16 protein-coding genes are annotated in these 15,228 nt (G+C 71.6%); 7 read left to right on the plus strand and 9 right to left on the minus strand.

From position 1 onward, the window contains the following. Positions 1-235 precede the first annotated feature (235 nt). Positions 236-1,471, minus strand: coding sequence for an alpha/beta hydrolase (locus AA23TX_RS09465; protein ID WP_155542185.1), 1,236 nt, complete (start codon positions 1,469-1,471; stop codon positions 236-238). Between the two features lie 65 nt (positions 1,472-1,536). Here AA23TX_RS09465 and AA23TX_RS09470 point away from each other — a divergent pair, with 65 nt between their 5' ends. Continuing rightward, positions 1,537-2,922 carry a WS/DGAT/MGAT family O-acyltransferase gene (locus AA23TX_RS09470; protein WP_155542186.1) on the plus strand — a complete coding sequence of 462 codons (1,386 nt, stop codon included), beginning with the start codon at positions 1,537-1,539 and terminating at the stop codon, positions 2,920-2,922. Here the strand turns inward: AA23TX_RS09470 and AA23TX_RS09475 are convergent. Together AA23TX_RS09475 and AA23TX_RS09480 are read right to left on the minus strand one after the other, a co-directional pair. Next, a complete protein-coding gene (locus AA23TX_RS09475) occupies positions 2,906-3,403 on the minus strand; it encodes a nitroreductase family deazaflavin-dependent oxidoreductase (protein ID WP_196425251.1) in 498 nt (165 codons plus the stop codon). The two genes, AA23TX_RS09470 and AA23TX_RS09475, sit on opposite strands and share 17 nt — an antisense overlap. Beyond that, positions 3,403-4,269, minus strand: coding sequence for an alpha/beta fold hydrolase (locus tag AA23TX_RS09480; protein ID WP_155542188.1), 867 nt, complete (start codon positions 4,267-4,269; stop codon positions 3,403-3,405). The genes AA23TX_RS09475 and AA23TX_RS09480 overlap by 1 nt, the downstream gene beginning before the upstream one ends. Positions 4,270-4,363: 94 nt before the next feature. Between AA23TX_RS09480 and AA23TX_RS09485 the strand changes: the two genes are divergently transcribed. The 6 genes from AA23TX_RS09485 (at position 4,364) to AA23TX_RS09510 (ending at position 9,654) form a co-directional block, all read left to right on the plus strand. Next, a complete protein-coding gene (locus tag AA23TX_RS09485; protein ID WP_155542189.1) occupies positions 4,364-5,419 on the plus strand; it encodes an acyl-CoA dehydrogenase family protein in 1,056 nt (351 codons plus the stop codon). Beyond that, entirely contained in the window at positions 5,419-6,573 is a 1,155-nt protein-coding gene (locus AA23TX_RS09490; protein WP_155542190.1) for an acyl-CoA dehydrogenase family protein, read from the plus strand. The genes AA23TX_RS09485 and AA23TX_RS09490 overlap by 1 nt, the downstream gene beginning before the upstream one ends. Next, entirely contained in the window at positions 6,570-7,478 is a 909-nt protein-coding gene (locus AA23TX_RS09495; RefSeq protein ID WP_155542191.1) for a bifunctional MaoC family dehydratase N-terminal/OB-fold nucleic acid binding domain-containing protein, read from the plus strand. Before AA23TX_RS09490 ends, AA23TX_RS09495 begins: the two co-directional genes overlap by 4 nt. Beyond that, positions 7,475-7,861: a hotdog family protein gene (locus AA23TX_RS09500; RefSeq protein WP_155542192.1), complete on the plus strand. Its 387-nt coding sequence runs from the start codon at positions 7,475-7,477 to the stop codon at positions 7,859-7,861. Before AA23TX_RS09495 ends, AA23TX_RS09500 begins: the two co-directional genes overlap by 4 nt. Further along, complete coding sequence (locus AA23TX_RS09505; protein WP_155542193.1) at positions 7,858-9,033, plus strand: lipid-transfer protein; 1,176 nt, start codon at positions 7,858-7,860, stop codon at positions 9,031-9,033. Before AA23TX_RS09500 ends, AA23TX_RS09505 begins: the two co-directional genes overlap by 4 nt. A 72-nt stretch (positions 9,034-9,105) precedes the next feature. After that, on the plus strand, positions 9,106-9,654 hold the full coding sequence (locus AA23TX_RS09510) for a DUF5134 domain-containing protein (RefSeq protein ID WP_155542194.1): 549 nt from the start codon (positions 9,106-9,108) through the stop codon (positions 9,652-9,654). 81 nt (positions 9,655-9,735) lie between these two features. Here AA23TX_RS09510 and AA23TX_RS09515 read toward each other — a convergent pair whose 3' ends face one another. Genes AA23TX_RS09515 through kstD form a run of 6 tightly spaced genes read right to left on the minus strand, consistent with a single transcriptional unit; the run spans position 9,736 to position 15,178 of the window. Next, positions 9,736-10,188 carry a riboflavin kinase gene (locus AA23TX_RS09515; protein WP_155542195.1) on the minus strand — a complete coding sequence of 151 codons (453 nt, stop codon included), beginning with the start codon at positions 10,186-10,188 and terminating at the stop codon, positions 9,736-9,738. A 56-nt stretch (positions 10,189-10,244) separates the two neighbouring features. Then, entirely contained in the window at positions 10,245-11,093 is an 849-nt protein-coding gene (chsH3, locus tag AA23TX_RS09520) for an enoyl-CoA hydratase ChsH3 (protein ID WP_155542196.1), read from the minus strand. A gap of 9 nt (positions 11,094-11,102) precedes the next feature. Beyond that, positions 11,103-12,134, minus strand: a complete 1,032-nt coding sequence (locus AA23TX_RS09525) for a ferredoxin--NADP reductase (RefSeq protein WP_155542197.1) — start codon at positions 12,132-12,134, stop codon at positions 11,103-11,105. Further along, on the minus strand, positions 12,127-12,384 hold the full coding sequence (locus AA23TX_RS09530; RefSeq protein WP_086674992.1) for a hypothetical protein: 258 nt from the start codon (positions 12,382-12,384) through the stop codon (positions 12,127-12,129). The genes AA23TX_RS09525 and AA23TX_RS09530 overlap by 8 nt, the downstream gene beginning before the upstream one ends. Then, a complete protein-coding gene (locus AA23TX_RS09535) occupies positions 12,381-13,517 on the minus strand; it encodes a 3-ketosteroid-9-alpha-monooxygenase, oxygenase component (protein ID WP_155542198.1) in 1,137 nt (378 codons plus the stop codon). The genes AA23TX_RS09530 and AA23TX_RS09535 overlap by 4 nt, the downstream gene beginning before the upstream one ends. Continuing rightward, positions 13,514-15,178 carry a 3-oxosteroid 1-dehydrogenase gene (gene kstD / locus AA23TX_RS09540; RefSeq protein ID WP_155542199.1) on the minus strand — a complete coding sequence of 555 codons (1,665 nt, stop codon included), beginning with the start codon at positions 15,176-15,178 and terminating at the stop codon, positions 13,514-13,516. The genes AA23TX_RS09535 and kstD overlap by 4 nt, the downstream gene beginning before the upstream one ends. Positions 15,179-15,228: the final 50 nt, after the last annotated feature.

Here is a 15,228-nt window from a genome sequence, read left to right on the forward strand (position 1 = left end):
CGCGGGCCTGGGTGCCTCACGGTCCCGGTGCCCATGAGACCGACTGCAGGCGCGCACCGCCCGGAGCCCGTGCCGCCGCCCGCAGGATGGCGTGGGCCCGAGCGCACCGAAGGCCGCCTTGGGCTCGCGACCGCCGCCCGCGTACACCCGCCCGGCCGTTGCGCATCGAAGGGCGCCTTGGGCTCGCGACCGTCGACCGGCGGGCACCACCCGGCCGTGGACCTCAGCGCCGCAGCTACCGGTTCTCGGCCTTCCAGGCGTTGTACGTGAAGTCCAAGAACCGCGCCACACCCCGCACCACATGCGCACTCCGCACGGAAGTGAACACATCGAACGCGTGCTGCGCCCCCGCCAGCTCCGCATACGCCACCGGCTGACGGGACTTCTCCCGCAACCGCCGCACGAACTCGCGCGCCTCGCGCACCGGCACCAGCGAATCATCCCGTCCGTGGATCACGAAAAACGGCGGCGCCTCCGAAGAAATCCGGTCCAGCGGGGACGCCGCCACATAGTCGTCGAGGTGCCGGACCGGGTCCCGATCCGCCGCGAACACCCGCCGCGCGATCAAGCTCTCCAACCGGTACTGACTCGCCCGGGAACCCGAAGTCGCCGCGAAGTCGTACACCCCGTAGTGCGGCACGCACGCCTGCACGCTCGTGTCGACGTCCTCGAACTCCGGCTGCAGCGCCGGGTCGTTCTGCGACAACGCCAGCAGGGCCGACAGGTGACCACCCGCCGAACCGCCCGTCACCGCGACGAACCGCGGGTCGCCGCCGTACGAAGCTATCGAAGAGCGGATCCACGCCAGCGCCTGCTTCGCCGCCACGATGTGCGCCGGCCAGCGGTGCGTCGGCGACAGCGGATAGTTGATCGCGACGCACACCCAGCCGCGGCGGGCCAGGTAGCGCATCAGCGGACGGCCCTGCTCCTCCTTGTTGCCGATCACCCACGCGCCGCCGTGGACCTGCAGCAGCACCGGTGCGCCGGTCACCGGGGACGACGGGCGGTACACGTCCAGCAGGAACCGCTTGCCGCCCGGGGCGTACGCGATGTTGCGGTCGACCCGCACGTCCGGCGCGCCCATCCGGAACGGCAGCGCCAGCTCGCCCCACGGCAGGCCCAGGTCCGAACGCCCCAGTTCGGACGCGTAGTCCTCGCCCAGCGCGGACTCCAGCGCCTTCTCGATCTCCTCCCGCGCGCCGTGACCCGTCCGGATCAGCGCCGCGAGCCCGGCGGCGGACGCGGCGGCCATCGCCAGCCCCGCCTGCGTCGAGCGGTCGCGGACGCCGTGGCGGGCCACGTGCACAGCGGCGTCCGCCGCCGTCAAGGCCAGGAACTGGGGCGCGAGCTCCCCGGTCAGCCAGCCCGCGAAGAACGCCGGGATGGTCGTGGACCGGGCTCGCAACGGGCGGAGCGCGTTCGCGGTGAGGCCGAGCTGGACCGCGCGACGGATCAGGAAATTCGGCTGCACCACTGCGATGATACCGGCGAGTAGTGTAGCGCGCCGCTCACGGGAAGTGGCTTACGCTGATCGGCATGCAGAGACTGAGCGGCCTCGACGCGAGCTTCCTCTACCTCGAGACGCCGTCCCAGGTCCTGCACGTCTGCGGCCTGCTCGTCCTCGACGGCTCGACCGTCCCCGGCGGCTACACCTTCGCGAAGCTCGCGGAAAAGCTCGACGAACGCGTCCGGCTGATCCCGGCATTCCGTCGCAAACTGCACAATCCACTCTGGAACATCGGGCATCCCGTGTGGGTCGAGGACGAGGACTTCGACCTCGACCACCACGTGCACCGCATCGGCGTGCCGGCCCCCGGCGACCGCACCGAGCTGGCCGACCTGTGCGCGCACATCGCCGGGCAGCAGCTCGACCGCGCGTACCCGCTCTGGCAGCTGTACGTCATCGAAGGCCTGGCCGACGGCCAGATCGCGGTGCTGCTGAAGATGCACCACGCCAGCGTCGACGGCGTGAGCGGCGCCAGCCTGATCACCTACCTCGCCGGCCTCGAGCCGGACGCGCCGGCGCCGGAGATCGAGGGACCCCGGAACGCCTCGATGCCTTCGCCGCTGAAGCTGCTTCGCACCGGCGTCGAAAGCTTCGCGAAACGCCCCGCCGAAATCGCGCGGCTGCTGCCGGACCTGCTGGGCCTCGTGCCGCAGTGGCTCGGGAAAGCCTTGCAGGGCAAGGGGATGCCGGTCCCGTTCACCGCGCCGCGGACGTCGCTGAACGGCACGATCACCGGCCACCGCAGCGTCGCGTTCGCCCAGCTCGACCTCGACGAGGTCAAGGACGTGAAGAACGCCTTCGGGGTGACGGTCAACGACGTCGTGCTCGCGCTCGTCGCCGGGGCGCTGCGGGACTTCCTCGCGGCGCGCGGCGAACTGCCGGAAGACCCGCTGGTCGCGACCGTCCCCGTCTCGGTGCACGACCGGACCGAGCGCGACCACGGCAGCAACAAGGTCTCCGCCTTCTTCGCGTCACTGCCGACGCACCTGCCCGACCCGGCCGCGCGGGTGTTCTTCCTGGCCGAGGCCAACCGGCTCTCGAAGGACCACCACTACGACATCGACGCCGACATGCTCCAGGACTGGGCGCAGTTCTCGGCCGCGACGGCGTTCGGCCTCGCCGTGCGCGCGTACTCGGCGCTGCGGCTGGCCGAGAAGCACCCGGTGGTGCACAACCTGGTCGTGTCGAACGTGCCCGGCCCGCCGATGCCGCTGTACCTGCTCGGCGCGCGGATCACCGGCTTCTACCCGCTCGGCCCGGTCTTCCACGGTGCCGGGCTGAACATCACCGTGCTGTCCAACGCCGGCAAGATCCACGTCGGGCTGCTCGGCGCGCGGGAGCTGGTCAAGGACCTCTGGCCGCTCGCCGACGCGCTCCCGGAGGCGCTGGCCGAGCTGCTCAAGGCCGCGGGCTGAGCACCACGACCGGGATCTCCCGGTCGGTCCAGGCCTGGTACTTCGCGAAGTCCGCGTACAGGTCCACCAGCCGCGGCCAGAGATCGGCGCGCTCTTCCGGCGAGGCCACCCGCGCCGTCACGAGCACGTCCCGCCGGCCCCTGAGGTGGATGCGGGTCTCGGGGTGCGCCAGCAGGTTCCGGTACCACTGCGGGTGCTTCGGCAGCCCGCCCTGGGAACCGACGATGACGACGTCCTCGCCGGAGCTCAGGTAGAGCAGCGGCGTCGTGAACAGCCGGCCGGACTTGCGGCCGCGGTGCTCCAGCAGCAGCGTCGGCACCGGCTTGCGGAACCCGGCCCCGACCCGCCACTTGCCGCCGACGCGGCCGCCGGTCAGCTTGAACACCGCCACCTGGGCTTTCGCCCCGTACTTCATGACCTTCGCCGTCACCGGCGAGTCGAGGCCGTCGGGCTTCTGGTCCGGCAGGCTGAAGCGTCCCATCACGGGTTCCTTCCTCGGAGGGAGTGGACGGCGGCGAGCAGGGCGGGCACCCAGCGGTCGGCGGCGAGCACGCAGGCGGCGTGCCCGGCCTCGACCTCGTAGGTCGCGGCACCGGGGATGCGGTGGGCCAGCGATCGCTGGTGGTCGGGGGCGATGAACCGGTCCCGGGTGGTCACGACGACGGCCGCGGGCAGCCGCAGGGCGGGGAGCCAGCGCGTCGAGTCGAACCGGCCGATCTCGTCGACGGCGACCGCGATCTCCCACGGCGTGGTCGACCGGAACTCCCGCAGCCCCCACCGGTAGTCCTCGACGCGCTCACGCGGGACGGCGGCGGCCACGGCCGGCAGCCTGACGCGCTGGCGCAGCTGCCGCAGTGTCCGGCCGAACACGTCGAGCGCGACGCTCTGGCGCAGCCCGCGCCGGAAGTTGCTCGCGGTCGAGCACAGCACCAGTCCGGTAACACGTTCTGGTTCGGCGCGGGCGACGAGCTGAGCGACCATCCCGCCCATCGAGTACCCGGCGAGCGCGAACCGCCCGATGCCGAGCGCGTCCGCCACGGCGGTGACGTCCCCGGCGCAGTCGGCGAGCCGGAACCGCGGCGACCGGATGCCCCGGCCGTGCCACCGCTGGTCGAACACGACGACGCGGTGGTCGCGCGCGAGCCGGTCGAGCGCCGGGTACCAGGTCAGCAAGCCCGTGCAGGCCACCGAATGCAGCAGGACGAGCGCGGGCGCGTCGCGCGGGCCGACGTCGGTGACCACGGTCGTCCCGCGCCCGGGCAGCTCGAGGGGGACCGGGTCGGGCACGCCGGCGGTCGGGGGCACGGTGATCCGCCGGCGGCGCCGCGCGCCACTCGGTCCGGTCACCGCCACCGAAGCTCCTCCGCGGGGGTTGCCGTGCAGGGTGTTTCCGGTTAAGACTAGAACAGGTTTCAGTATTGCGTCGACCCGGAGGGCGGGCGTGGACTTCACCCTTGACGATACGCAGGCGGAGATCGCCGCCCTCGCCGCGAAAGTGCTCGGCGCGGCCGACGACCCCTGGCACGCGCTGGCCTCGTCCGGCCTGCTGGCCCTCGCCCTGCCGCCCGACCTGGAGGGCGACGGCCTGGGTGTCGCGGAGATCGCGCAGGTCCTGACCGAGGTCGGCCGCGCCGCCGCGCCCGTGCCCGCCTACGCCGCTCTCGCACTGGGCGTGCTGCCGATCGAGACCCTCGGCACGCCGCAGCAACGCGCGCGGCTGCTGCCGCCGGTCGCCGCGGGGGAGGCGCTGCTCACCGCGGCCCTGCACGAGCCGTCCGCCCCGCTCGTCGCCGAGCCCGCGACGACCGCGCGGGCCCGCGACGGGAAATGGCTGCTCGACGGCGTGAAGACGGCGGTCCCGTCGGCGAGCGAAGCCACCCGGATCCTGACCCCCGTGTCCACCCCGCACGGCACCGCCGTCTACCTGGTCGACCCGCACGCCGACGGCGTCACGCTGGTCCCGTCGCCCACCTCGGCCGGGACGCCGGAGTACACCGTGCGGCTGGACGACGTCGCCGTCGAGGAGACCGACCTCCTGTTCGACCGGGGCGCCGTCGCGGCGCTGCACCGGTTCGCGCTCGCCGGCGCGCTCGCGGTCGGGGACGGCCTCCTGGCCGGGGCTCTCGCCCTGACGGTGAAGCACGTCGGCGAACGCACCCAGTTCGGCCGGCCGCTGGCGACGTTCCAGGCGGTGGCGGGCCAGATCGCCGACGTCTACGTCGCCGCGCGGACCGTCCACCTGGCCGTGACGTCCGCGGTGTGGCGGCTCGCGTCCGGCCTCGACGCGGACGCCGACCTGGACATCGCCGCGTACTGGTTCGCGCAGGAGGCACCCCAGGCGCTCGCGACCTGCCACCACCTGCACGGCGGCGTCGGCGTCGACGAAACCTATCCGCTGCACCGGTATTCGTCGGCGGTGAAGGACCTCGGCCGGGCGCTCGGCGGTGCCACGCACCGGCTCGGCAGGCTCGGCGAACGAGTGGCGGGGGCGAGCTGATGCACGTCGAGCTGACCGCGGCGCAGAAGGCGCTGCGTGCCGAACTGCGCGACTACTTCGCCGGGCTGATCAGCCCGGAAGAACGCCAGGCGATGCTGCGCGAGCGGCACGGCCCGGTGTTCCGCGAGATCGTCCGCCGGATGGGCCGCGACGGGCGGCTCGGCGTCGGCTGGCCGGTCGAGTACGGCGGGCAGGGCTTCGGCGGCATCGAGCAGCACCTGTTCGTCGACGAGGCCGCGCGCGCCGACGTCCAGCTGCCGTCGGTGACGCTGCAGACCGTCGGGCCGACGCTGCAGCAGTTCGGCACGGACGAGCAGAAGTCCTTCTTCCTGCCCCGCATCTTGGCCGGTGAGATCCACTTCGCGATCGGCTACACCGAGCCGGAAGCGGGCACCGACCTCGCGGCGCTTCGGACGACGGCGGTGCGCGACGGCGACGAGTACGTCGTCAACGGCCAGAAGATCTTCACCACCGGCGGCCACGACGCGGACTACATCTGGCTCGCCGTGCGGACCGCGCCGGACGCGCCGCGGCACAAGGGCATCTCGATCCTCATCATGGACACGAGCGACCCCGGCTACTCGTGGACGCCGATCATCACCTGCGACGGTGCCCACCACGTCAACGCGACGTACTACTCGGACGTTCGCGTGCCCGTGAACCGCTTGGTGGGCAAGGAGAACGAAGGCTGGCGGCTGATCACGACGCAGCTCAACCACGAGCGCGTCATGCTCGGCCCGGCCGGGCGGATCGGCGGGCTGTACGACCGCGTCCGCGCCTGGGCCGCCGCCCACGGCCTGCTCGACCTCGCCGACGTCCGGGCCGTGCTGGCCGACGCCCTGGCGGTGACGCGGGTGAACGAGCTGCTGAACTGGCAGGTCGCGGAGTCCGCGGCGAGTGCGCCGGTGGCCGTCGCGGACGCGTCGGCGACGAAGGTGTTCAGCTCGGAGGTCATCCAGCGCATCGGCCGGAACCTGGAAGAGCTGGTCGGGCGTCACGGCGACCTGGCCGATCCGGACACCGCCGAGCTGGCGGAGTGGCTGGACGTCGCCGCGAAGCGCAACATCGTGCTGACGTTCGGCGGCGGGGTCAGCGAAATCCAACGGGAGCTGATCGCCTCGATCGGCCTGGGCCTGCCGAGGGTGCCGCGATGAACATCCGAGAAGCCGCCGAAGAGATCGCCGCCCGCGGGGAGTGCGCGCCGCGGAAGGCGCGCGACCCGGTGAACCAGGCCATGGTGAACAACTGGGTCGAGGCGATCGGCGACGACAACCCGGTGTACACCGACCCGGAGTTCGCCGCGCGGAGCGTCCACAAGGGACTGGTCGCGCCGCCCGCGATGGCCCAGGTGTGGACGATGGGCGGCCTGAACGCTCCCCGGGGCAGTGACGATCCGCTCGGCCTGATGATGGAGCTGCTCGACGAGGCCGGCTTCACGTCCGTCGTCGCGACGAACTCGGAGCAGACCTACCACCGCTACCTGCGTCCCGGCGAACAGGTCGAGGCACGGACGCGGCTGGAGGACGTCGTCGGTCCCAAGAGGACGGCGCTCGGCGAAGGCTGGTTCGTCACCACGCGGATGACCTGGTACGTCGGCGACGAGGCCGTCGCGGAGATGATGTTCCGCGTCCTCAAGTTCCGCCCGCCCGCGCCGGAACCGCCGCCGGCGCCGGTGCTGCGCCCGGTGATCAGCCGCGACACGGAGTTCTTCTGGGACGGCCTGCGCGAAGGCGAGCTGCGGATCCAGCGCTGGGGCGAGACCCTGCGGCACCCGCCCGGGCCGATGCCGCCCGACGGCTCGCTGGACACCAAGCCCGACTACGTCGTCGCGAGCGGGCGCGGGACGGTGTTCTCGTACGTCGTGCACCACCACCCGCCGGTGCCGGGCAAGGACCTGCCGTTCGTCGTGGCGCTCGTGGAGCTGGAAGAAGGGGTCCGCGTGATGGCCGAACTGCTGGACGCCGCACCCGGAGAGGTCCACATCGGACTTCCGGTGGTGGCGGCGTTCGTCCGCGTCGACGACGACCTGACGCTGCCGGCCTGGAAGGTGGCGCGATGACCGTCACCGAAGGGACCGAGCTGCCGACGCTGACGATCGAGGCGACGCCGACGTTCGTCGTCAGCACCGCGCTCGCCACCCGCGACTTCCAGGACGTGCACCACGACCGCGACGCCGCGATCGAGCGCGGGTCGAAGGACATCTTCCTCAACATCCTCACCGACACCGGCCTGGTGCAGCGGTTCGTGTCCGCGTGGGCCGGGCCGGAGGCGCTGATCCGGTCGATCAAGATCCGGCTCGGCGTGCCGTGCTACGCCTACGACACGCTGACCTTCACCGGACGGGTGGTTTCTTCAGCGGGGCGTGACGTCGTCGTCTCGGTGTCCGGAGTGGACAGTCTCGGCGAGCACGTCGCCGGGACCGTGGAGGTGACGCTGCCGTGACGCTCTCGGGCCAGGCGGCCATCGCCGGCATCGGCGCGACGGAGTTCTCGAAGGACTCCGGGCGCAGCGAACTGCGGCTGGCGGCCGAATGCATCTCCCACGCCTTGGCGGACGCGGGGCTTTCGCCGTCCGATGTGGACGGGCTCGTGTCGTTCACCATGGACGGCAACGCCGAGATCGCGGTGGCGCGGGAGCCCGGGATCCCCGAACTGAAGTTCTTCAGCCGCATCCACTACGGCGGCGGCGCGGCGGCGGCGACCGTGCAGCAGGCCGCGATGGCGGTGGCGACCGGCGTCGCGGACGTCGTCGTCGCCTACCGGGCGTTCAACGAACGCTCGGGCATGCGGTTCGGGCAGGTCTCCTCGGCCGCGGCCGGGCAGGTCAACTCGTCCGGGGTCGACAACGCGTTCCACTACCCGATGGGCATCGCGACGCCCGCGGCGACGGTGGCCATGGTCGCGCAGCGGTACCTCCACGACTACGGCGCGACGAGCGAGGACTTCGGGCGGGTCGCGGTCATCGACCGCAAGCACGCGGCGACCAACCCGAACGCGTGGTTCCACGAGCGGCCGATCACCCTGGAGGAGCATCAGGCGTCACGCTGGGTGGCTGAACCGCTGCACCTGCTCGACTGCTGCCAGGAGAGCGACGGCGGGGTGGCGCTGGTCGTCACCAGTGCTGCCCGCGCCCGCGACCTGGCGCAGGCGCCGGCGGTGATCGCGGCGGCGGCGCAGGGGAGCGGGCCGGACCAGTACGTGATGACCAGCTACTACCGCGACGACCTGGCCGCGCTGCCCGAGATGGGCGTCGTCGGGCGGCAGCTGTGGGGGCAGTCCGGGCTCGGACCGTCCGATGTGGACGTCGCCGTGCTGTACGACCACTTCACGCCGTACGTGCTGATGCAGCTGGAAGAGCTGGGGTTCTGCGGTCGCGGGGAGGCGAAGGACTTCATCGCCGACGGCGCGCTGGAACTGGACGGCGCGCTGCCGTTGAACCCGCACGGCGGCCAGCTCGGCGAGGCGTACATCCACGGCATGAACGGCATCGCGGAGGGTGTCCGGCAGATCCGCGGCACGGCGGTCAACCAGGTCGCCGGCGCGGCGCGGGTGCTGGTGACGGCGGGGACGGGCGTGCCGACGAGCGGCCTCGTCCTGACGGCTTCACCTCATTGACGGCTGGTGCCGGGCCGTCGCGGGTGTCACGGTGGAGACACCACCCGCGACGGAGAGTGAGGACGGCTGGCGATGGTGCTCGACTGGGCGCTCACCGCGGTGTTCGCGACGCTGGCGCTGCCGTGCGTGCTGCGGCTCGTCCGCCTCGACTACGCCCGGCTGGGGTCGCCGGTCCGCCACGGCGACCTGGCCGAGCTGCTGCTGGTGATCGCGATGGTGGCGATGCTGTCCCCGGTCGGCGGCCCGATCCCGGCGGCGGGCTGGCAGGCGGTCCTGGTGCTGACGACGGGCTGGTTCGCGGTCGCGTGGTGGCGCGGCCGGACGGGCTGCGCCCACCACGCCCTCTCGGCGGCGGCGATGCTCTACATGGTGACGGCGATGCCCCACACCGCCATGGCGCACGGGCCGTGGCTGACGATGGGCTCCTCGGCCCGACTGGCGCTGCCGCTGGTCGCGGTGGCGGCGGCGGGGTATTTCGTGCTGGACGCGGCGCGGACGGGGGTGCTGGCGGTCCGCGGGTCGGCGGTGATGTCCGACGGGGCGGGGCAGGCATCACGTGCGGTCTGCCGGGTGGTGATGGGGGCGGGGATGGGCTACCTGCTGCTGGCGTCGGCTTTGTGACGCTCGGGGTCGTGAGTGAGAAACAGGGTTAGAACGCTGTTTCTCACTCACGACCAGCTGCGGCAGACCACCCGGCCCGGCTCAGCTCTTGATGCGGCGGACCTCGCCCAATGGCGGCTCGCCGGGGTCCGGGAGCGTTTCCGCCGGGTGGTTCGCCGCCCACTGCGTGGCCGCCGCGATGTCGTTCTTCAGCGCCGTGATCAGGTCCTCCGCCGACGCGTACGCCTGCTGGTCCCGCAGGTGGGCTCCCAGCCACACCACCAGCGTCTCGTCGTACAGATCCCCGGCGAAGTCCAGCAGGTGGGCCTCCAGCAGGCGGTACCCGTCCGCGCCGTAGTACGTCGGGCGGCGGCCTACCGAGATCGCCGCCGGGATGGGGGTTCCGTCGGCTCGGCGGACCCAGCCTGCCCACACCCCGTCGCCGACCGAGCCGGACTGGTCGCGCAAGGCGATGTTCGCCGTGGGAAAGCCCAGCTCACGGCCTCGCTCGTCGCCGTGTTCCACCGTGCCGCGCACCACGAAGTATTCCGGCATCGTCTTCCGTCCTCCCGAGGTCTCCCCACCACGGTAGCGGGCGACCGACGGCACGCTCACGAAGTGGACACCAGCACCGTGTCCGCCAGCACCGGCGCGTCGTCGCGCTCCACCGCCGTCGTCGTCACCAGCAGCCGGTCGTCGGAGCGCCACACCCGGATCCGCAGCGTCTCGCCGGGGAACACCACCCCGGCGAACTTCGTCGCGAACGACGCCACCCGCGCGGGGTCACCGTCCAGGAACTCGTCGACCAGCACCCGCGCGACGATCCCGTACGTGCACAGCCCGTGGAGGATCGGCCGGTCGAACCCGGCCGCGCGCGCGAACGCCGGGTCCGCGTGCAGCGGGTTCCGGTCGCCGCACAGCCGGTACAGCAGCGCCTGCTGTGGCAACGTCGGCGTCTCGAAAACGAAGTCCGGCTCCCGTGAAGGCCACTCGATGCGATCCGACGGACCCCGCGAACCGCCGAACCCGCCCTCGCCACGGGCGAAGATGCTCGACCGGGCCGTCCACAGTGGATCGCCCGAGGACGACGTGACCGAGACCTCCTGGATCACCACCGCGGCCTTGCCCTTGTCGAACACGTCCGCGATCCGGGAGCGGGCGACCGCCTTCCCCGAGGTCGGGATGGCCCGGTGCAAGGTGACCTCCTGCTTGCCGTGCAGCACCTTCGCCAGGTCGATCTCCACCCCGGGGAACGACACCGCCGGCGGGTCGAACACCCGCAGGTTCGCCGCGACCGTCGCGAACGTCGGCAGCACCACCAGGTCCTGCTCGTACGTGTACCGCAGCTCGTCCGGGCCGGCCCCCAGCGCCAGGTGGTAGAGCAGCACGTCCGACGACGTCCAGGCGAAGTTCACCTCGCCGATCTCGGCACCGATGGCGACCGCGGGATCGATGGGCACGCGGGACTCCTATTCGTAGCTGATCGAGACCTCGTCGGTGACCGGCAGCGACTGGCAGGCCAGCACGATGCCGTCCGCCATGTCCTCGGCGTCCAGGACCTCGTTGTGCAGCATCTTCACCTCACCCGCCACGATCCGGCACGCGCACGCGCTGCATTGTCCCTCGCGGCACGAGTACGGCGCGTCCAGGCCCGCGTCCAGCAGGCGGTCGAGGAGCTTCCGCTGCCGCGGCCAGGCCATCGACTGCGTGGCGCCGTCCAGCGTCACCGTCAGCGCCGCCGGTGCATCGTCCGACTCCGGCTCTTCCGCGGCGGGGGCGTCTTCGAACGGGTTCCCGGTCAGCGATGTGAACTTCTCGATGTGCACGCGGTCGCGCGGCACGCCGAGCTGCCCGAGCGCCTCGCGCGCGGCCGCCATGAACGGCGCCGGGCCGCACAGGAACGCTTCGAAGGACATGTACGCCGAGGCCAGCCCGCGCAGCTGCGAGACGTCGGGCAATCCCTGGACGCTCTCCAGCCAGTGCACGACGACCAGGCGGTCTCCGTACCGCTTCGCCAGCGAAGCCAGCTCGCCCGCGAAGATCACCGAGTTCTCGTCGCGGTTCGCGTAGACCAGCACGACGCGCCCGGAACCCCGCTCCAGCGCGGTCTTGAGGATCGCCATCACCGGCGTGATGCCGCTGCCGCCGGCGAACAGCAGGAAGTCCTCGTCCACCGACGCCGGGCAGAACACGCCGGCCGGCGCGAGGACGTCGATCGACATCCCCGGCTCGAGCGAGGAGCAGACCCAGGTCGACCCGTACCCGCCGTCGGTCCGCTTGACCGTCACCTGCACGCGGTTCTCGTGCGGCGCGCTCGAGAGCGAGTAGCACCGGGCCACCGATCCGGTCTCGTCGCTGGGGATCCGCAGCGTCAGGAACTGCCCGGCCTGGTAAGAAAACGCCGACGCGTGCTCGGGCGGGATCTCGAAGACCACCGACCGCGCGTCGGCCGTCTCGACGACCACGTCGGCGACGGTCAGCGTGTAGACCCGCTCACCCATCGGCCACCGCCAGCGAACCCTCGCGGACCGCGTCGCCGATGCTGTCCGCCAGCTTCGGGCACGTGTCGAGCAGCGCCGAAGGTCCGTCCGCGTCGGCGAACACCGGGCACGTCTCGGCGGGCCGCGAAGTCCACTGGATGCTCGTGTGCTGGATGCTGTTCTTCTTCACCAGCACGCACGTCCCGCAGCTGCGGCACTCGTGCGGCCGCAGCCCGCCGCTGAGGAACTCGGTCTGCTCGGCGGTCGTCACACTTCCGCCTCGGTCTTCCGGCGGGCGAGGTTTTCCGCCACCTCCGCCGCCCACGCCTCGTTGGCCTTCGAAGTGTCCACTTCGAACTCGAACCGCCGGGTCATGTCCTCGGTGACGTCGGCCGCGTCGACGTAGAACTGCTGGTACCACCGGCGAAGCTGGTAGACCGGACCGTCCTCTTCGCACAGCAGCGGGTTGTCGATCTGGGTCTTGTGCTTCCAGATCTCGACGTCCTGCAGGAAGCCCGCGCCGATGCCCTTGGCCAGCTTGGCCGCGATCTTGTCCGCGTGCTCGTCGGTCAGCCCGTGCTGCTTCTTGACCTTCATGCCGTACTGCAGCACGAACGACGTCGGCGTCACGGGGTAGTGGCAGTTGATGAGCACGCTCTCGATCTCGTAACCCTGGAACGAGTTCACCAGCTTGTTGATCATGTAGGACGGCCCGAAGTACGACGCCTCCGACCGCAGCAGGTTGTCCTCGCCGCCGTAGTTCGACGCCATCCCCATGTCCGGGCGGCCCTTGGTGTTGAGGTACTGCGTCGCGATGTGGCCTTCGAAGACGTTCTTGAAGTACGTCGGGTAGGCGTAGTGGATGTAGAAGAAGTGCGCCATGTCGACGACGTTGTCGATGATCTCGCGGCAGTTCGAGCCGTCGATGAAGATCGAGTCCCACGTCCAGTTGCTCCACTCGGAGCTGTCGGCGGCTTCGATGTGCGGGATCGCCAGCTCGTCCGGCGGAGGGTTGCCCTCCGGGTCGTGCCACACCATGAGCTGGCCGTTCTGCTCCACCGCCGTCCACGCCCGGGTCCGCGCGCGCAGCGGAACCCGCTTGGCGTAGGGGATCGAGACGCACTTGCCCTTGCCGTTCCAGCGCCAGTCGTGGAACGGGCACGCGACCTCGTCGCCCTTGACGGAGCCCTGGGTCAGGTCGCCGCCCATGTGCCGGCAGTAGCCGTCGAGGACGTTGAGGCCGCCCTTCGAGTCGGCGAAGACCACGAGCTTCGTGCCGAACGCCGTCACCGCGTGCGGTTTGCCGTCCCGGAACGTCTTCGCCAGGCCGAGGCAGTGCCAGCCGCGGGCGAACCGGGCCGGCGGCTCACCGGCGTAGATCGTGCGTACTGACTCCTGCGTCATCGCTCGCCTCCCGTGGTCCCTTGATCTTCGTGCGCCAGCCGCGTCGCCGCAAGGTAGCCGAACACCATGGCGGGGCCGATGGTCGCGCCCGGCCCGGCGTACGTCCGGCCCATCACCGCCGCGCTGACGTTGCCCGCGGCGTACAGCCCCGGGACGACCGAGCCGTCCTCACGCAGGACTCGCGCGTGTTCGTCGGTGCGCAGCCCGCCCTTGGTCCCCAGGTCGCCGGGGACGATCTTCACCGCGTAGTACGGCGCTTTGTCGAGCGGGCCGAGGCTGGGGTTGGGCTTGTTGCGCGGGTCGCCGTAGTAGTGGTCGTACTTGCTGACGCCACGCTGGAAGTCTTCGTCGACGCCGTTGCGCGCGAAGCCGTTGAAGCGCGTCACCGTGGTTTCCAGGCCTTCCGCCGGGACGTCCATCTTCCCGGCCAGCCCGGCCAGGGTGGACGACTTGACCGCGACGCCGGCCTTGAACCAGCGGCCGGGCAGCGGCTGGCGCGGTCCGACGCCGGTGAACATGTACCGGTCCTTGTAGCGCTGGTCGAACACGAGCCAGGTCGGGATGTGCTCGCCCGGCCCGTCACCCTTGCCGTACATCGCGTGCACGGCCTCGACGTAGGGCGCCGACTCGTTGACGAACCGCTCGCCGCGAGCGTCGACCATGATGCAGCGCGGCCGCGACCGCTCGGCCAGCGCGAACCACGGGCCGCCGGTGAGCGGCAGCGACGGGCCCCACCAGGCGTCGTCCATCAGGTCGAGCGCGGCGCCGAGCTTGAGGCCGGCGGTGATGCCGTCGCCGGTGTTGGCGGCCGCGCCGACGGTCCAGTCGATGCCGATCGGGGCGCGCTGGTACTTCTCGCGCATCTCGAGGTTCTGCTCGAAGCCGCCGCTGGCGAGGATGACCCCGCGCCGGGCCCCGACGACCCCGTCCGCGGTGACGACGCCGGTGACGCGGTCGCCTTCGGCCCGCAGGTCGACCAGCGGCGTGTTCAGCCGGACGTCGACACCCGCCCTGGTCAGGCCCACCCGCAGGCCGGCCGCAAGCGCTTGCCCCATGCTCAGCAGCCGCTGTCCGCGCACGCGTCCGACCAGCCACTGCACGCCCAGCGACAGCATCCGGACGACCCCGCGCGGGTGCCGCGCGAGGAGGCTCAGCCAGCGGTAGTCGGCCTGGGTGATCGGCACGCCGAGCGGGGGAGCGCTGTACGGCGGTTCGAGGTGGGCCAGGTCGCCGCCGAGCAGCTTGCCGTCGAAGGCCATCGGCTCGACCGAGCGGCCGCCGGGGCGGCCGCCGGGAGCTTCGGGGTGGTAGTCGCTGTAGTCGCGGACCCAGCGGAACTTCAGCGGCGTGTGGTCGCAGACGAACTTCAGCACCTCGGGGCCGTGGTCGAGGAACGTGTCGCGCCGGACGGCCGGGACGACGTCGCCGACGATCGAGGCCAGGTACTCGCGGGCCCGCTCGGGCGGTTCGTCGATCCCGGCGGCGCGCAGCGCGTGGTTGCCCGGCAGCCAGACCCCGCCGCCGGAGCGGGCGGTCGAACCGCCGAAGCAAGGGGCTTTTTCCAGGAGGACCACGCTCAGGCCGTTATGGGCCGCGGCCAGCGCGGCGGTCATCCCGGCAGCGCCGCTGCCGACCACGACGACGTCGAACTGCTCCGTCATGCCACCTCACTTGTAACGTGTTCCACAAGACGAGTAGCCAGTTGAGAGCC

Source organism: Amycolatopsis camponoti (assembly GCF_902497555.1).
Taxonomy (GTDB): Bacteria; Actinomycetota; Actinomycetes; order Mycobacteriales; family Pseudonocardiaceae; genus Amycolatopsis; species Amycolatopsis camponoti.